15 protein-coding genes are annotated in these 14921 nt (G+C 44.5%); 14 read left to right on the top strand and 1 reads right to left on the bottom strand.

Going from position 1 to position 14921, the window contains the following annotated elements:
- Positions 1-4: 4 nt before the first annotated feature.
- Entirely contained in the window at positions 5-1153 is a 1149-nt protein-coding gene (locus FLM48_RS15720; protein WP_179025277.1) for a methyltransferase, read from the bottom strand.
- A gap of 109 nt (positions 1154-1262) precedes the next feature.
- On the opposite strand from FLM48_RS15720, the gene FLM48_RS15715 reads away from it, so the two are divergent.
- The 14 genes from FLM48_RS15715 (at position 1263) to FLM48_RS15650 (ending at position 14772) form a co-directional block, all read left to right on the top strand.
- On the top strand, positions 1263-1943 hold the full coding sequence (locus FLM48_RS15715; protein WP_179025276.1) for an alpha-ketoglutarate-dependent dioxygenase AlkB: 681 nt from the start codon (positions 1263-1265) through the stop codon (positions 1941-1943).
- 108 nt (positions 1944-2051) lie between these two features.
- On the top strand, positions 2052-2351 hold the full coding sequence (locus FLM48_RS15710; RefSeq protein WP_179025275.1) for a BolA family transcriptional regulator: 300 nt from the start codon (positions 2052-2054) through the stop codon (positions 2349-2351).
- A 139-nt stretch (positions 2352-2490) separates the two neighbouring features.
- Complete coding sequence (luxS, locus tag FLM48_RS15705) at positions 2491-3000, top strand: S-ribosylhomocysteine lyase (protein ID WP_028775205.1); 510 nt, start codon at positions 2491-2493, stop codon at positions 2998-3000.
- A 1006-nt stretch (positions 3001-4006) separates the two neighbouring features.
- Positions 4007-5341: a Na(+)-translocating NADH-quinone reductase subunit A gene (locus FLM48_RS15700; protein ID WP_179026398.1), complete on the top strand. Its 1335-nt coding sequence runs from the start codon at positions 4007-4009 to the stop codon at positions 5339-5341.
- On the top strand, positions 5341-6540 hold the full coding sequence (locus tag FLM48_RS15695) for an NADH:ubiquinone reductase (Na(+)-transporting) subunit B (RefSeq protein WP_028774473.1): 1200 nt from the start codon (positions 5341-5343) through the stop codon (positions 6538-6540). Before FLM48_RS15700 ends, FLM48_RS15695 begins: the two co-directional genes overlap by 1 nt.
- A complete protein-coding gene (locus tag FLM48_RS15690) occupies positions 6533-7330 on the top strand; it encodes a Na(+)-translocating NADH-quinone reductase subunit C (protein ID WP_028774474.1) in 798 nt (265 codons plus the stop codon). The genes FLM48_RS15695 and FLM48_RS15690 overlap by 8 nt, the downstream gene beginning before the upstream one ends.
- The gene (locus FLM48_RS15685; protein ID WP_028774475.1) at positions 7330-7962 is read left to right on the top strand and encodes an NADH:ubiquinone reductase (Na(+)-transporting) subunit D; all 633 of its coding nucleotides are present in this window, start codon (positions 7330-7332) and stop codon (positions 7960-7962) included. The genes FLM48_RS15690 and FLM48_RS15685 overlap by 1 nt, the downstream gene beginning before the upstream one ends.
- Positions 7963-7967: 5 nt before the next feature.
- Complete coding sequence (gene nqrE, locus FLM48_RS15680; protein WP_028774476.1) at positions 7968-8576, top strand: NADH:ubiquinone reductase (Na(+)-transporting) subunit E; 609 nt, start codon at positions 7968-7970, stop codon at positions 8574-8576.
- Positions 8577-8622: 46 nt separating this feature from the next.
- Positions 8623-9870 carry an NADH:ubiquinone reductase (Na(+)-transporting) subunit F gene (gene nqrF, locus FLM48_RS15675; protein ID WP_028774477.1) on the top strand — a complete coding sequence of 416 codons (1248 nt, stop codon included), beginning with the start codon at positions 8623-8625 and terminating at the stop codon, positions 9868-9870.
- Positions 9871-9965: 95 nt separating this feature from the next.
- On the top strand, positions 9966-10982 hold the full coding sequence (locus tag FLM48_RS15670; protein WP_179025274.1) for an FAD:protein FMN transferase: 1017 nt from the start codon (positions 9966-9968) through the stop codon (positions 10980-10982).
- A 135-nt stretch (positions 10983-11117) separates the two neighbouring features.
- Entirely contained in the window at positions 11118-11342 is a 225-nt protein-coding gene (nqrM, locus tag FLM48_RS15665; protein ID WP_028774479.1) for a (Na+)-NQR maturation NqrM, read from the top strand.
- A 195-nt stretch (positions 11343-11537) separates the two neighbouring features.
- A complete protein-coding gene (gene bfr / locus FLM48_RS15660; protein ID WP_028774480.1) occupies positions 11538-12011 on the top strand; it encodes a bacterioferritin in 474 nt (157 codons plus the stop codon).
- 9 nt (positions 12012-12020) lie between these two features.
- Positions 12021-12488, top strand: coding sequence for a bacterioferritin (gene bfr, locus FLM48_RS15655; RefSeq protein WP_179025273.1), 468 nt, complete (start codon positions 12021-12023; stop codon positions 12486-12488).
- 274 nt (positions 12489-12762) lie between these two features.
- Positions 12763-14772: a methyl-accepting chemotaxis protein gene (locus tag FLM48_RS15650; RefSeq protein WP_179025272.1), complete on the top strand. Its 2010-nt coding sequence runs from the start codon at positions 12763-12765 to the stop codon at positions 14770-14772.
- Positions 14773-14921 lie beyond the last annotated feature (149 nt).

Genomic DNA, 14921 nt, shown 5'->3' with positions numbered 1-14921 from the left:
TTTGCTATTTTTTTGCTTGTAATATAACGAATTTTCCGTTTGACGCCACGGTGTGACAATTACCAAAAATCCGCTTAAGTTTAATATGATAATTGAGGTGGCGGTTGCCCACGATATGTAAGATGCCATTGTCAGCTAAGGCTTGATATGACTGATTAAACATCTGCCAAGCAATGTGATCGGTTATTGCTTCACCTTGGTGAAACGGCGGATTACACAATATTAAATCTGGACGTACTTGTTCATTTAAATGGGTCAAGCAGTCATCCCAATGAAAGTGGCCACGGCGGGTCGTATTTGGCTCAGCATCTGCAATATTTGCCTGCCAATTGGCTTTGGCAGATGCAATGGCCATATCAGAATCATCAACAAAGTGAATGTCGGCATCTTTATAGAGCTGCGCGGCGCGTAAGCCTAATATGCCATTGCCACAACCTAAGTCGATCACGGTATTAAACTGACCTTGTGGCAGATTATCGAGCATAATTCTTGCGCCGATATCGAGCTTGTTGGCGGCAAATACGTTAGATAAATTGCTTATCTTGAGTCCAAGCTCAGGCACAGGCCAGTTTACCGGCTGAGGCAGTGAACGAGCTTGGCCGTCTGCAATGCAGGTGATAATACGGGTTTTTTTATAGGCTAAACTGGCACTGGCTTCGCCCAATTGCTGCGCGATGCTGGTCATGAGTGCTTTATTGATGGACTTAGCCTTTGCGCCAATGAGCACCGGAGTGCCAGCGGGAAGCACCTGTGATAAGCGTTTCAGTTGGTGGCCAAAGTAGTTAAGGTTCTTTGGCAGTTTCATTATCACCAATTGGATGTCGCTGGGTACATCGTCACGACTATGAGTCCAACGCAGAGATGTGCTATCGAGTTGATTGGCTTCAAAATTAGCTAAGCAGCCTAACTGGCTGGTTTTGGCATCGGTCTCAATGGTCACAGGCCAGTCATTGTCGTGGTATTTTAATGCCGCACTTAGGCTGCCAAAACTATCATTGATAATTAAGGTTTCAACCTTAGCTTGCTGCTGTTCAATGAGTTGTTGAACAATATACTCGTCGGCAGCATCCCAGGCTTGCAGGTTAGAAACTTGCTGTTTGGGGTAACGGTGTAGTGTCAATTGAATATCGGCGACAGAAAATTCAGTGGTCATAACGCTTGTGGCTCATAAATAGTGGGGCGATTATCGCAGATTTGTTGCCACAGGTATATTCGCACAAGTTAGGCAAGCATTAATTAACTACTGTTGAGCAGGAGAGAGCATGGCGAAGGATGAGGATATAGCAAAAGTTCCGACACAAGCTAGCCTAGCGCTGAGTGAGCCCAAAGCGCTATCGCTAGCCCAATCTGCCGCTGTTGTTGATGTGCCGATCACTATCAAAAAGGGTTATTTAACCCCAAAGCAGCAGGCTTTGCTGTTGCGTGAAGCACAAGATTACCCATACACGCGACCCGAAGTGGAGGTATTTGGCAAGAAACACGTGATTCCACGCTCGCAAGTTTGGTTTGCTGATGCGGGCTGTGACACCGCGTTTTCCGGCTTGATGATTCAAGCGCAACCTTGGCCCTATTATGCCAACCGTCTAAGGCAACAACTCGAAAAAGATTTTGCTTTAGCCGCCAACGGCGTATTGATCAATCATTACGCAAATGGTGAGCAGTCTATGGGTTGGCACAGTGATAATGAGCCAGAGTTCGCCCCTAACAGTGATATCGCTTCAGTTTCCTTAGGTGCGAGCCGTGATTTTGTTATCCGTCACAAAGACTCTCAATACAAGCAGGTTATTAGCTTAGCTGCAGGGGATTTACTCATCATGCATTGGCCGATGCAGCAGTATTGGGAACATGCCTTGCCTAAGCGTCTGAAAGTCACTGAAGCACGTATTAATTTTACCTTTCGTCAGATAACGCCAAATTTCTTCAATCTTGATGGTGAAGGTTAGTCGGTGACTGCGCATCAACTAACAATATCGACATACAGAGCATTGACCTTTGCTAGGTGAGCAAGTAATCTGCCGCCATTGCATTTTTGCTTGAAAGAGAAGAGCCCTATGTCAGTAGAACAGCTTATTATCGAAAAGCTCACGGCAGCACTGTCGCCAAGTCATTTAGAAGTGATCAATGAGAGCGACAACCATCACGTACCACCTAACTCTGAAACTCACTTCAAAGTTATCGTCGTCAGCGACGCATTTGATGGCCAGCGTCTAATTAGTCGTCACCGTCAAGTGAATACCGCGTTGGCACTGGAATTTGAAAATGGCTTACATGCCCTTGCTATGCACACTTATACCCAAGGTGAGTGGCAGGAACAGTCTAATGTTCCTGAGTCGCCTAAGTGTCGCGGCTAAATACCTGAAGTTAATCAGTTAGGTTAAATAATTATCTTCGTGACGGGGCTAATTGCTGACAAGGAACCGATAACGTTCTATGTTAATACATCGTCACGACAACATGCTCATTGCCGATGAGTAAAATGGAGAATTTGAGATGCCGTTATTAGACAGCTTTACCGTAGATCATACACGTATGCATGCCCCTGCGGTTCGTGTTGCCAAAACCATGACGACACCAAAAGGCGACACCATTACTGTTTTTGATTTACGTTTTTGCGCGCCAAACAAAGACATTTTAAGTGAACGTGGAATTCATACATTAGAGCATTTATTTGCTGGATTTATGCGTGATCATTTAAATAGCGATAGCGTTGAGATTATCGACCTATCACCAATGGGATGTCGGACTGGTTTTTACATGAGCTTGATTGGCACGCCAGCTGAAGCTGATGTGGCTGAGTCGTGGTTAGCTGCGATGAAAGATGTGCTTAAAGTGGCTAACCAAAACGAGATCCCTGAGCTCAATGAGTACCAGTGTGGTACCTATGAAATGCATTCGCTAGCGGAAGCACAAGCGATTGCTAAAGATATTATTGCTGCAGGCGTCAATGTTAACCGTAATGATGACTTGAAGCTGAGCGATGAAATCTTGCATGGCCTATAGTGCCAACAGCTAACTGAAAAAAGCGGCGAACGCCGCTTTTTTTGTGTCTAAATATTCAACGCAATCGCTCACTGCCAATAAAAAGTCTATCTTGTGCTTACCAAACTAAGTAATACCAAGCCAAGTAATACCAATCAGTTTCAACATTGAGTCACTCAGCGAGAGTTTAGCGGCTCTGGTTCAAGGTCCTAGGTAACTGATCCAGCGTTATTCTACGTCCAATATCCCTATAGTCGTGCTAATGACATTCACCACATTCATGTGGTTTGCAACGAGTGAAGATCCTAGCTGTTCGACGGTTAAACTCGTTAACACATATCAGAATCGCTAAAAATTGCCAATTTGGCGCGTTTTAGGCTGGCTACTTCTGCGTTGAATAACCTCACAAGGGAACACTATTGTGAGGTTATTCCCCTTAAACTCGTTTGCCCAAAGCGCTAAGTCGACTAAATTCTTATATTGGTTGGTATAAATTGTTTAAAACGCGGCACGGCCCAATTGTCTTTCACCTATTCTCAAACACCTATATTTTGGCATGGTTATACAGTTAAACCTGTATTAATGGCTGCTTAAGCCGAAAGTTAGGCTGTCAGTGCTAATATATGAAATTTTCGCATAAGCTGGGTTGCTGTTTTTTTGAACGGTTAGGTGTGTCGATTTGTAGCTCAAAATAATTGTTAACAAATCTGCCGTTGATATTTGAAATTGCTGCTAACCCTGATAGGGAAGGGCACGGTAAAGCTTTAGGTGTGCCTGAATCAAACAATTATCGACATTGTGATCCGTTTCTCATTGTTAAAATCCTCAATAACCTTTTAAAACACACGTATTTTTCGTAGCGATAAGGTGACATTTACGGTAAAATGCGCCCGACCAGCGTGATTGCGATCGCATTTCTGTAATAAATCTGCGCTAGCTCAATGCGATAGAGTTTGTTTAAAACCTGTCGTAAATAAAGCAGGAACGCGACGCATTATCTTTCCTTCATAACGTAGTGCTTGTGGATATGATTACAATAAAGAAAGGGTTGGACTTGCCTATAACGGGCGGACCAGAGCAAGTTATCCATGATGGCCCAGCCATTAAACATGTAGCTACTTTGGGTGAAGAGTATATTGGCTTACGTCCTACGATGAAAATCAAAGTGGGCGATAAAGTGCAAAAAGGTCAGGTGATTTTTGAAGACAAAAAGAACCCTGGCGTTAAATATACTGCTTTAGCCAGTGGCACAATATCAGAAATTAACCGAGGCGCTCAGCGTGTTCTTCAGTCAGTAGTTATCGAAGTAGCAGGAGATGACAGCATCTCTTTTGCTAAATACGAAGCTAGTGCTTTAGAGTCGCTTGATCAGCAGCTTGTTCGAGATAACCTTATCGAATCGGGGTTATGGACAACGCTAAGAACGCGTCCATTCAGTAAAGCGCCTGCTATTGACTCAAACAATGCCGGCATCTTTGTTACCGCAATTGATACTAATCCACTTGCAGCTGATCCTGCCGTTATTATTAACGAGCATAAAGCTGAGTTTGAGAACGGATTAAAAGTACTTTCGCGTCTTACCGAGGGTAGTGTTTACCTTTGTAAAGCGCCTGGTGCTGATATGCCGACAGCCAATGCGCAAGTTGAAGAATTTGCCGGCCCGCACCCAGCAGGTCTTGTTGGTACGCATATCCACTTCCTTATGTCTGCTTCTGCAAAACGCACAGTTTGGCATGTGGGCTATCAAGATGTGATTGCAATCGGTCATCTATTTACTACTGGTGAATTGACAACGCAGCGCGTTGTTGCACTTGCCGGTCCTAAAGCATTGAAACCACGCCTAGTTCGTACCCACGTTGGTGCGTCTACCACTGAACTTGTTGCCAATGAAGCAGCTGACGGTGAAATTCGTGCGATTTCAGGTTCTATCTTAAATGGTAAAACCGCTGCGGGTGCCCACGCATTTGTAGGCCGCTTCCATAATCAGGTTTCATTACTTGAAGAAGGTCGCGAGCAAGAGTTCATCGGCTGGGCTATGCCTGGTGCGCAAAAGTACTCAATTACACGTGCATTCCTTGCTCATCTATCGCCATCACGCTTGTTCAACATGACAACTAGCACAGGTGGTTCTGACCGTGCCATGGTACCGATTGGTAACTATGAGCGCGTGATGCCGCTTGATATTTTGCCAACCATGTTATTGCGCGATCTAGTATCGGGAGATACTGACGGGGCAGTGACCTTAGGTGCATTAGAGTTGGATGAAGAAGATTTGGCACTATGTACATTCGTATGTCCAGGCAAATATGACTATGCGTCATATCTGCGTGACTGCTTAGATACGATTGTGAGGGAAGGCTAATGGGCTTGAAAGAGTTTTTCAAAGGTATTGAACCGCAGTTTGAAAAAGGCGGTAAATACGAAAAGTGGTATGCGCTTTTTGAAGCTGCATACACAGTATTTTATACACCGGGTCATGTAAACAAAGGTCGTACTCACGTTCGTGATAACCTTGATCTTAAGCGCATGATGATCACCGTGTGGGCGTGTACTTTCCCTGCAATGTTCGTGGGTATGTATAACGTAGGTTTGCAAGCACAAGTTCAATTGCTTGCAGGTTTCGCCACGCCAGATACATGGCAAGTAGCCCTCTTTGGTCTATTTGGTACTGAGCTTACTGCATCATCAGGTGTGCCTGCCTTAATGTGGTACGGTGCTTGTTGGTTCTTACCCATATATGCAGTGACCTTTGCGGTTGGTGGCATATGGGAAGTGCTGTTTGCCTCAGTTCGCGGCCATGAAGTTAACGAAGGTTTCTTCGTAACCTCAGTACTGTTTGCGTTGACCCTACCCGCAACAATCCCACTTTGGATGGTTGCACTGGGTATCACCTTCGGTGTGGTTGTAGCGAAAGAGATATTTGGCGGAACAGGGCGTAACTTCCTTAACCCTGCGCTAGCCGGTCGTGCTTTCCTTTTCTTCGCGTATCCTCTAAGCATGTCTGGCGACACTACTTGGGTTGTTGCTGATGGCTACTCAGGAGCTACGGCGCTGAGCCTAGCGGCACAAGGTACGCTTGAGTACGGATTCACTCAAGACTGGTGGGATGCATTCTTTGGTTTCATTCCAGGCTCAGTCGGTGAAGTATCAACTGCTGCAATCTTGCTTGGTGGTCTAGTTATCATCTATACCCGCATCGCGTCATGGCGCATTGTTGGTGGTGTGATGGTCGGTATGATTGCTGTATCAATGTTGCTAAACCTTATCGGTAGCGACAGCAACCCAATGTTTGCTATGCCTTGGTACTGGCACTTTGTACTGGGTGGTTTTGCATTCGGTATGATGTTCATGGCAACTGACCCAGTTTCAGCTTCGTTTACAAATAAAGCTAAGTGGGCTTACGGTATCTTGATTGGTGCGATGGCGATATTTATTCGTGTCATCAACCCAGCATTCCCTGAAGGCATGATGTTGGCCATCCTATTTGCCAACTTATTTGCGCCACTGTTCGACCATTTTGTGGTTCAAGCGAATATCAAGCGGAGGATTGCACGTGGCTAGTAATAAAGAGTCGTTCGCAAGAACGCTATTCATTGTTGTTGGATTATGTTTTGTTTGTTCTGTTGCCGTATCAACAGCGGCAGTACTGCTAAAGCCAACTCAACAAGAAAATAAATTGCTTGATAAGCAAAAGTACATTCTTGAAGCTGCAGGTCTTATTGATACTAAAGCTGGCAAGGTGACTAAAGATGAAATCATTACCGCTTACGACAAGTATGTTGAAGCTAAAGTAGTTGATTTAAAAAGTGGTGATTGGGTTGAAGGTGTAGATGCAAATACCTTTGATGTTGAAAAAGCTGCCCGTACTCCGGCCACGTCTTTCAAACCACAAAACGATATTGCTTCAGTTAAGCGTGTTGCTAACCAAGGCGTTATCTACTTAGTCAAAGACGATAGCGGTGAACTTGCGACGGTTATTATACCGGTTAAAGGTTACGGCCTATGGTCTACCATGTTTGCTTTCCTTGCAGTAGAAGCTGACCTTAACACCATTCGTAGCTTGGTTTATTACGACTTCACTGGCGCGGGTGAAACCCCTGGTCTTGGTGGTGAAGTTCAAAACCCAATCTGGATCGCGAAGTGGCAAGGTAAGAAGCTATACAACGCAGCGGGTGAACTGGCTATTAGTGTCACTAAAAACCCAGTGGTTGCGGCTTCAGAGCACGGTGTTGATGCACTATCTGGTGCCACGCTAACAGGTAACGGTGTTCAAAACTCGCTGGAGTTCTGGTTAGGTGAAGAGGGCTTCGCTCCCTTTATCGAGAAAGCTCGCAACGGAGGGCTAGGATAATGGCTAACGCTAAAGAGTTAAAAGAGGTTCTAGCAGGACCGATTATTAGCAATAACCCAATTGCCTTGCAAATTCTGGGTGTATGTAGCGCATTGGCGGTGACCAGTAAAATGGAAACTGCTGTGGTAATGACTATTGCACTGACCGCAGTTTGTGCGTTTTCAAACTTATTTATCTCGTTAATTCGTAACCACATTCCAAGTAGTGTTCGTATTATCGTACAGATGACGATTATTGCATCTTTGGTAATCGTGGTTGACCAAGTGCTTCAAGCTTATGCTTATGATATTGCTAAGCAGCTGTCAGTATTTGTTGGTTTGATTATTACCAACTGTATCGTGATGGGACGCGCTGAAGCTTACGCGATGAAGACACCACCATTGATGAGTATGATGGATGGTATCGGTAACGGTTTAGGCTATGGCGCTATTTTGGTTGCCGTTGGTTTCGTTCGTGAACTCTTTGGTAATGGCTCGCTATTTGGTATTGAAATCTTGAGCAAGATTTCTGATGGCGGTTGGTATCAGCCAAATGGTCTGTTATTGCTTCCTCCAAGTGCGTTCTTCCTTATCGGTGTGCTGATTTGGATCATTCGTACGATGAAGCCTGATCAAGTAGAAGCAAAAGGGTAAGCACAATGGAACATTATATTAGTCTATTAATTCGTTCTGTTTTCATTGAAAACATGGCCCTGTCTTTCTTCCTTGGTATGTGTACCTTCTTAGCGGTATCTAAGAAAGTAACTACAGCCATGGGTCTAGGTGTTGCGGTTATTGTGGTATTGGCAATTTCAGTACCCGTTAACCAAATCATTTATCAAGGTCTTCTTGCTCCGGGCGCATTGGCTTGGGCTGGTGTACCTGATGCAGATTTGAGCTTCCTTAAGTTCATCACCTTTATTGGTGTAATTGCTGCACTGGTTCAAATCCTTGAAATGACATTGGATAAGTACTTTCCACCGCTATATAACGCGCTGGGGATTTTCCTACCACTGATCACCGTTAACTGTGCAATTTTTGGTGCAGTTTCGTTCATGGTTGAACGTGATTACAACCTAGGCGAAAGCTTAGTGTTCGGTATCGGTTCTGGTATTGGTTGGGCACTGGCAGTGGTATTACTTGCCGGTATCCGTGAAAAGATGAAGTACGCCGATGTACCTGACGGACTGCGTGGTTTAGGTATTACCTTTATTACCGCTGGTTTGATGGCTCTAGGTTTCATGTCGTTCTCAGGTGTGTCTCTGTAAGAGGCACATTGACGACATCTTAATTTGAACCTTAAAGGATAAGTTAATGGGTATTCTTGAATCTACACCAATCGATGTATATCTCGGTGTGACTATGTTTACCGCGATTGTATTGGTTTTGGTTTTGGTTATTCTTTTTGCCAAATCAAAGTTAGTACCAAGTGGTGATATTACAATTAGCATCAACGAAGATGCTGATAAAGCGATTAAGACTGGCGCTGGCGGTAAGCTGCTAGGTGCACTGGCTGATAACGGTATCTTCGTATCAAGTGCATGTGGTGGCGGTGGCTCTTGTGGTCAGTGTAAGGTTATCGTTAAATCTGGTGGTGGTGACATTCTACCAACAGAGCTAGACCATATCTCAAAGGGTGATGCCCGTGGCGGTTGCCGTTTATCTTGTCAGGTAAACGTAAAATCAGACATGGAAATCGAGCTTGAAGAAGAGATCTTTGGTATTAAGAAGTGGGAATGTGAAGTTATCTCTAACGATAACAAAGCCACCTTTATTAAAGAGCTTAAGCTTGGTATCCCTGATGGTGAATCAGTGCCGTTCCGTGCCGGTGGTTATATTCAGATTGAAGCACCAGCGCACCATGTTAAGTACGCTGACTTCGACGTACCTGAAGAGTACCGTGGCGACTGGGAACACTTTGGCTTCTTCAAGCTAGAGTCTAAAGTTGACGAAGAAACAATCCGTGCATACTCCATGGCGAACTATCCTGAAGAGGAAGGTATCATCATGTTGAACGTACGTATTGCGACGCCGCCTCCACGCAATCTTTCACTACCTTGCGGTAAGATGTCTTCATTCATTTGGAGCCTTAAAGCGGGTGATAAAGTGACTATTTCTGGTCCATTTGGTGAGTTCTTCGCTAAAGAAACCGATGCAGAAATGGTATTTGTTGGTGGTGGTGCAGGTATGGCGCCAATGCGTTCACATATCTTCGACCAGCTTAAGCGTCTTAACTCTAAGCGTAAGATGAGCTTCTGGTACGGTGCACGTTCAAGCCGCGAAATGTTCTATGTGGAAGACTTTGATGGCCTAGCGGCGGACAATGATAACTTCCAGTGGCACGTAGCGTTATCAGACCCACAACCAGAAGATAACTGGGATGGTTACACTGGCTTTATTCACAACGTACTTTATGAAAACTACCTACGCGATCATGAAGCACCGGAAGATTGTGAATTCTACATGTGTGGTCCTCCAATGATGAACGCAGCGGTTATCGGTATGCTTAAAGATTTAGGCGTTGAAGACGAAAACATCCTACTTGATGATTTCGGTGGATAATCTGCTACGGCTTAGATAGTATCTACGCAATTGAATGGCAGTCTTAACATTAAGGCTGCCATCTGTAGTTTAGCGTGATAAAGGATATTGGTCATATGATTAAGGCCTTAACAAATGGGTTAGTCCTAGTGGGGCTAGCCTTTTTTATTTCAGCATGTGGTCAACAACCACAACTTATTTCCCTTAGTGGTGAAACCATGGGGACCACCTACCACATCAAGTTGGTGCCCGGTGATAAAGAACCTAATCAGCAGTTACTGCAAGCGGAAATTGATGTCGCTTTAGAGTTGGTCAACAACCAAATGTCGACCTATCGACAAAACTCTGAACTTTCTAAATTCAATCAGTTACGCCGCAATGAAACGGTCAGAGTATCGGCTGATACTGCCTTGGTTATCAGTGAAGGCATCGACCTATACCACAAGACCGATGGCGCTCTGGATATTACCCTCGGCCCACTAGTGAACTTGTGGGGGTTTGGCCCGGATAAACGACCGACATCGGTCCCTTCTCAAGCTGTGATTGATGCAGCTAAAGCTAAAACAGGTATAGAGCATCTACATCTTGATGGACTTAAGTTACGTAAGACCATACCAGACTTGTATGTCGACTTATCATCAATTGCCAAAGGCTTTGGTGTTGATAAAGTTGCCGAAATTTTAGATAAGTATCAACCTAAAGGTTACTTAGTTGAGATTGGCGGTGAGCTGAGTTTATATGGTCTGAAAGCCGATGATACGCCGTGGCGTGTTGCTATCGAGCAACCAGATGTTGACGAGCGTCAGGTACAATTAGTGATAGAACCTGGAAATTTGGCCATGGCTACGTCGGGTGATTACCGCAACTATTATGAAGAGCAAGGGCGCCGTTTTTCGCATTTGATTGATCCACGCGACGGTTATCCGATTGATCATCATTTAGCATCGGTGACGGTTCTGCACCCACAATCTATGGTGGCTGACGGCTATGCCACAGCGATGATGGTGTTAGGGGTTGAAAAATCATTGGCATTAGCTGAGCAAGAGCAGTTAGCGATAATGCTAATTGAAAAACAATCTGATGGGTTTGAAGTTCACTATAGCAGTGCGTTTAAGCCATTTGTGAACCTCTAACAGATGCATGATATCGTTTGTTGAACGGTGTATAATAGACCATACCCGCGTTAGTGATTTTACGGATAAAGACAGAATAACGCCGAAAATTATTTTAACTGAGTGAGCAACACTGAGTTAGATTGGAGAGTTAACATGAGCACTTTTATTGCAGCATTTGTCGTGTTACTGCTGTTCTTTGTATTGATGTCGATTGGCTATATTGTTAAGCGAAAAGCTGTGGCAGGAAGTTGTGGCGGTTTAGGCGCATTAGGCATCGATAAAGCTTGTGATTGTGATGACCCATGCGACAAGCGTAAAGCCCGCATGGCTGAAGAAGAAGCGCGAACTGAAAAGCTCACTAAAGACCGCATCTTGTAAGCAATAAGCACGATAAAAAGCACCTTAGGGTGCTTTTTTTGTGCCTATTTTTGTGCACGGTAAAAGGTCAATCTAATTGCAAATACTAACGCTTATCATTATTAAGTGGTTGTAATAAAAGGAAAATTTGTTTTTTAGCAAAAAGTGTAATACCCTGCTTTTTGATTTAGATCAATTTTATTCAGGGAGAGCTTCATGAAAGGTGAGCCAACAGTTATTGCTCAACTCAATAAAGTACTAACCATAGAGTTAACGGCAATCAATCAGTACTTCTTACACGCAAGAATGTTTAAAAACTGGGGCTTAGGTGAGCTAAATGAGCGCGCCTATAAAAAGTCTATCCAAGATATGAAGCATGCTGACAAACTGATTGAGCGGATCTTATTTCTTGAGGGGTTGCCTAATCTGCAGCAGCTAGAGAAGCTCCGTATTGGTGAGCACAGTGAAGAGATGCTTAGCTGCGATAAAATCCTACTTGAGCAACAAATCCCAGTGTTAAAAGATGCCATTGCTATCTGTGAACAAGCCCAAGATTACGTTAGCCGTGAGCTATTGGAAAAGCTGCTTGATGATGAAGAAGAGCACTTAGACTGGGTTGATGCACAGCAAGAGTTGATTGGCATGACCGGTATTCAAAATTACTTACAATCGCAAATGGACAAGGACTAGGAGCACGACATGAAAGGCAATCAAGACGTTATTGATACACTCAATGGCCTGTTAACGGGTGAGCTTTCAGCAATGGACCAGTACTTTGTTCATGGCCTAATGTACGAAGATTGGGGACTTGAACAACTCCATGTGCGTATTTCACATGAATCTGATGATGAAAAAGAGCATGCGGCCAAACTAGTGCAAAGAATTCTGTTCTTGGGCGGTACACCAGATGTGGCGAGTCGTGAACCTTTAAAGATTGGTAAAACACCCGAAGAGATGCTCAAAAACGACTTAGAGTATGAATACATGGTGGCTGATAACCTGCGTAAAGCAATTGCGCTGTGCGAACAGAAACAAGATTATCAGACGCGCGAGATCTTAGAGGTATTGCTGGACGAGACTGAATCAGACCATATGTACTGGTTAGAGAAGCAGCTAGGTTTGATTGATAAAATCGGTTTGCAAAATTATCTGCAGACTAAAATGTAGGCAAAATGCTATTAAGTATGCGCTTTGTTCACTAGAGCTGACAAAGCGCATTTTTTGATTACTTCTCCCTGTGGTACACACTGTTTTATCTTTATTTGTTGACGTTTTATATCGTCAATCCATCCCTTTGCTTATCTAATTATCTGTTCACCCCTACATGGGTAACGCATCATACTTATTTGTGCTGCTGATCACATTTCGCGATTAAATCTAATTTGAAATCTGGTAGATTAATAGGCTGATTGTAAAAGAATAATGATAATAAGGATGCCTAATGGGACTGATTAAACGCTCATTAAGTTTACAACTAGTGGTCGCAATTGTTGGTGCATTAGCAGTGTTGCTGGTGATGGTTTCAGCGTATTTAGTTAACGCTGAAAGCGATCGTACTCGTGCCCAAATTGACACAGATCTTGCCAGTCTCGTTAATCTCAAATCCCATGAAGTTGGCAGCTATTTTGTCACTAAAGCCAAATTGGTTGATGCGGTGTTTTCATCACCAGAAGTGGTTGACTGGTTTACCCAGTATGATCGCAGGCTGAGTGATATTGACAATGATCCCCAGTATCAAAATGTCGTTAAGTATTTCCGTCATTTCTCCGATACGGATAGCGACATCAAATCCGTATTCTTTGGCTCAGCCAATACCTTTGAATATTTTGATCTCAACGGCCGTTACAACGACGCCAACTACTACACCAATAAACGTCCGTGGTGGCAGGAGGGTATCGACAAGAATGGCATGTATGTGACCGATCCCGCTGTTGATGCCAATGATGGCTCAATTTCCGCTACAGTAAAATCGGTGATCCGTAACTCACAAGGCCAGTTTATTGGTATTGGGGGGATGGACATTCTTATTGATACGATTGGTAGCGAGCTGCTGGCATCGCTTAAGTATCAAGGAGAGGGCCAAGCTTTCCTTATCACCGAGGGTGGCAAGCTGGTTTATTTCCCTGGATTTACAGAATCGTTTCCACCGGGTACAGATGCGAGTAAAGTCGATACCCAGTTCCGTGATACTCAAGGCTTTGGTGCTTTAGCTCAGCAAATGGCACGTCATGGCAGCGGCAGCGCTGGGTTTGGCACAGTGACTTATCAAGGTGAACCGCAACGGGTTAGTTACGTTAGCGTTGGTGCTGATTACCCACAGCAGCGTTGGTATTTAGGTTTTATGTTGCCTATGGACGTCATTGAAGCCCCAGTAGATGAAGCGGCTTGGAGTGCGACCATATTAGCTGTGGGCATTATGTTGTTGGTGGGTGTGACAGTATGGGTCATGTTGATTCCATTTAGGTCGCAAATTAACAAGTTACTTGATGCAATGAAAGATATTGCTGAAGGCGACAGTGATCTTAGCAAGCGGATCCATATGCAACGTGAAGATGAGCTTGGGCAACTGGGCGATGCCTTCAATCAGTTTGCAGTTAAAGTGCAAACCATGTTGAAACAGACGCAAAGCCTAACCGCAAAAGTGGATACCGGCGTTGATAATGCGGTGTCAGTGTGCGAGCAAGCGCTAGTGAGCGTGGCTAAACAAAAGCAAGATATAGCATCTGTGGCCACTGCCGCGACTGAGATGGCACACACTTCACAAGAGATGGCCAATAGTGCGCAGCGTGCGGCTGAGTTTGCTGAACAAGCAGAATCTGAATCTTCTGCCGGTACCGCGATTGTGGCTAAAGCCAGTCAAGGTATGGCGTCATTGTCGCAGCAAGTGATTGAAGCTGCCGGAGTTGTGCGCCACCTGCGGACCAGCTCAGAACAAATCGGCGAGGTGCTAAGTGTGATTCGCGGCATTGCTGAGCAAACCAATCTGCTTGCACTAAATGCTGCTATTGAGGCAGCTCGCGCCGGTGAGCAGGGCCGCGGTTTTGCTGTTGTTGCCGACGAGGTTCGTACCCTAGCGTCGCGGACACAAGACTCGACAGCCAATATTCAAGAGATTATTCAAACGCTGCAGCAAAATGCCCTAGAGGCGGAGCAGGTGATGGAATCTGGTGTTGAACAGGCCAATGTAGGCCAAGATTTGACGGCACAAGTCGAAGGAGCACTCAGTAGCATCTCTAGTGCGATTACTGCAATTCAGCAACAAACCATTGAGATCACCTCTGCGGTGGGTCAACAAGCTGTTGTGGCTGAAGAGGTCGCTTGTAATGTCGAGAATGTGCGTGGTCTTTCTGATGAATCATTGTCATCGAGTGAAGCACTGAGTCAAAATTTACGCGAGTTCCAACAAGTCACCGAAGCGCTGTCTGAAAACATACAGCAGTTCAAAGTGTAATTTGATTCACTCTGCCTAGAAAAAGCAGCCTTCATTCGGGCTGCTTTTTTGTTTTTGATATCCCATTTATCACGCAGTCGTTTAAATTGGTTAAATAATCACCATAACGTTGCCGTCTAAGTTGAGCACTGTTTAAATATACAGTATAT

The sequence above is a fragment of the Shewanella sp. Scap07 genome (assembly GCF_013394145.1).
In the GTDB taxonomy this organism is placed as follows: Bacteria; Pseudomonadota; Gammaproteobacteria; order Enterobacterales; family Shewanellaceae; genus Shewanella; species Shewanella waksmanii.
The sequence above is the reverse complement of the archived record's forward strand: the minus strand, read 5'-3'. Positions and strand labels throughout refer to the sequence as shown.

Coding starts and splice junctions, on each gene's coding strand:
- nqrM (WP_028774479.1), top strand. CDS start 11,118: ATGAGCACTTTTATTGCAGCATTTGTCGTGTTACTGCTGTTCTTTGTA.
- nqrE (WP_028774476.1), top strand. CDS start 7,968: ATGGAACATTATATTAGTCTATTAATTCGTTCTGTTTTCATTGAAAAC.
- luxS (WP_028775205.1), top strand. CDS start 2,491: ATGCCGTTATTAGACAGCTTTACCGTAGATCATACACGTATGCATGCC.
- FLM48_RS15685 (WP_028774475.1), top strand. CDS start 7,330: ATGGCTAACGCTAAAGAGTTAAAAGAGGTTCTAGCAGGACCGATTATT.
- bfr (WP_028774480.1), top strand. CDS start 11,538: ATGAAAGGTGAGCCAACAGTTATTGCTCAACTCAATAAAGTACTAACC.
- FLM48_RS15670 (WP_179025274.1), top strand. CDS start 9,966: ATGATTAAGGCCTTAACAAATGGGTTAGTCCTAGTGGGGCTAGCCTTT.
- FLM48_RS15650 (WP_179025272.1), top strand. CDS start 12,763: ATGGGACTGATTAAACGCTCATTAAGTTTACAACTAGTGGTCGCAATT.
- bfr (WP_179025273.1), top strand. CDS start 12,021: ATGAAAGGCAATCAAGACGTTATTGATACACTCAATGGCCTGTTAACG.
- FLM48_RS15710 (WP_179025275.1), top strand. CDS start 2,052: ATGTCAGTAGAACAGCTTATTATCGAAAAGCTCACGGCAGCACTGTCG.
- nqrF (WP_028774477.1), top strand. CDS start 8,623: ATGGGTATTCTTGAATCTACACCAATCGATGTATATCTCGGTGTGACT.
- FLM48_RS15695 (WP_028774473.1), top strand. CDS start 5,341: ATGGGCTTGAAAGAGTTTTTCAAAGGTATTGAACCGCAGTTTGAAAAA.
- FLM48_RS15720 (WP_179025277.1), bottom strand. CDS start 1,153: ATGACCACTGAATTTTCTGTCGCCGATATTCAATTGACACTACACCGT.
- FLM48_RS15715 (WP_179025276.1), top strand. CDS start 1,263: ATGGCGAAGGATGAGGATATAGCAAAAGTTCCGACACAAGCTAGCCTA.
- FLM48_RS15700 (WP_179026398.1), top strand. CDS start 4,007: ATGATTACAATAAAGAAAGGGTTGGACTTGCCTATAACGGGCGGACCA.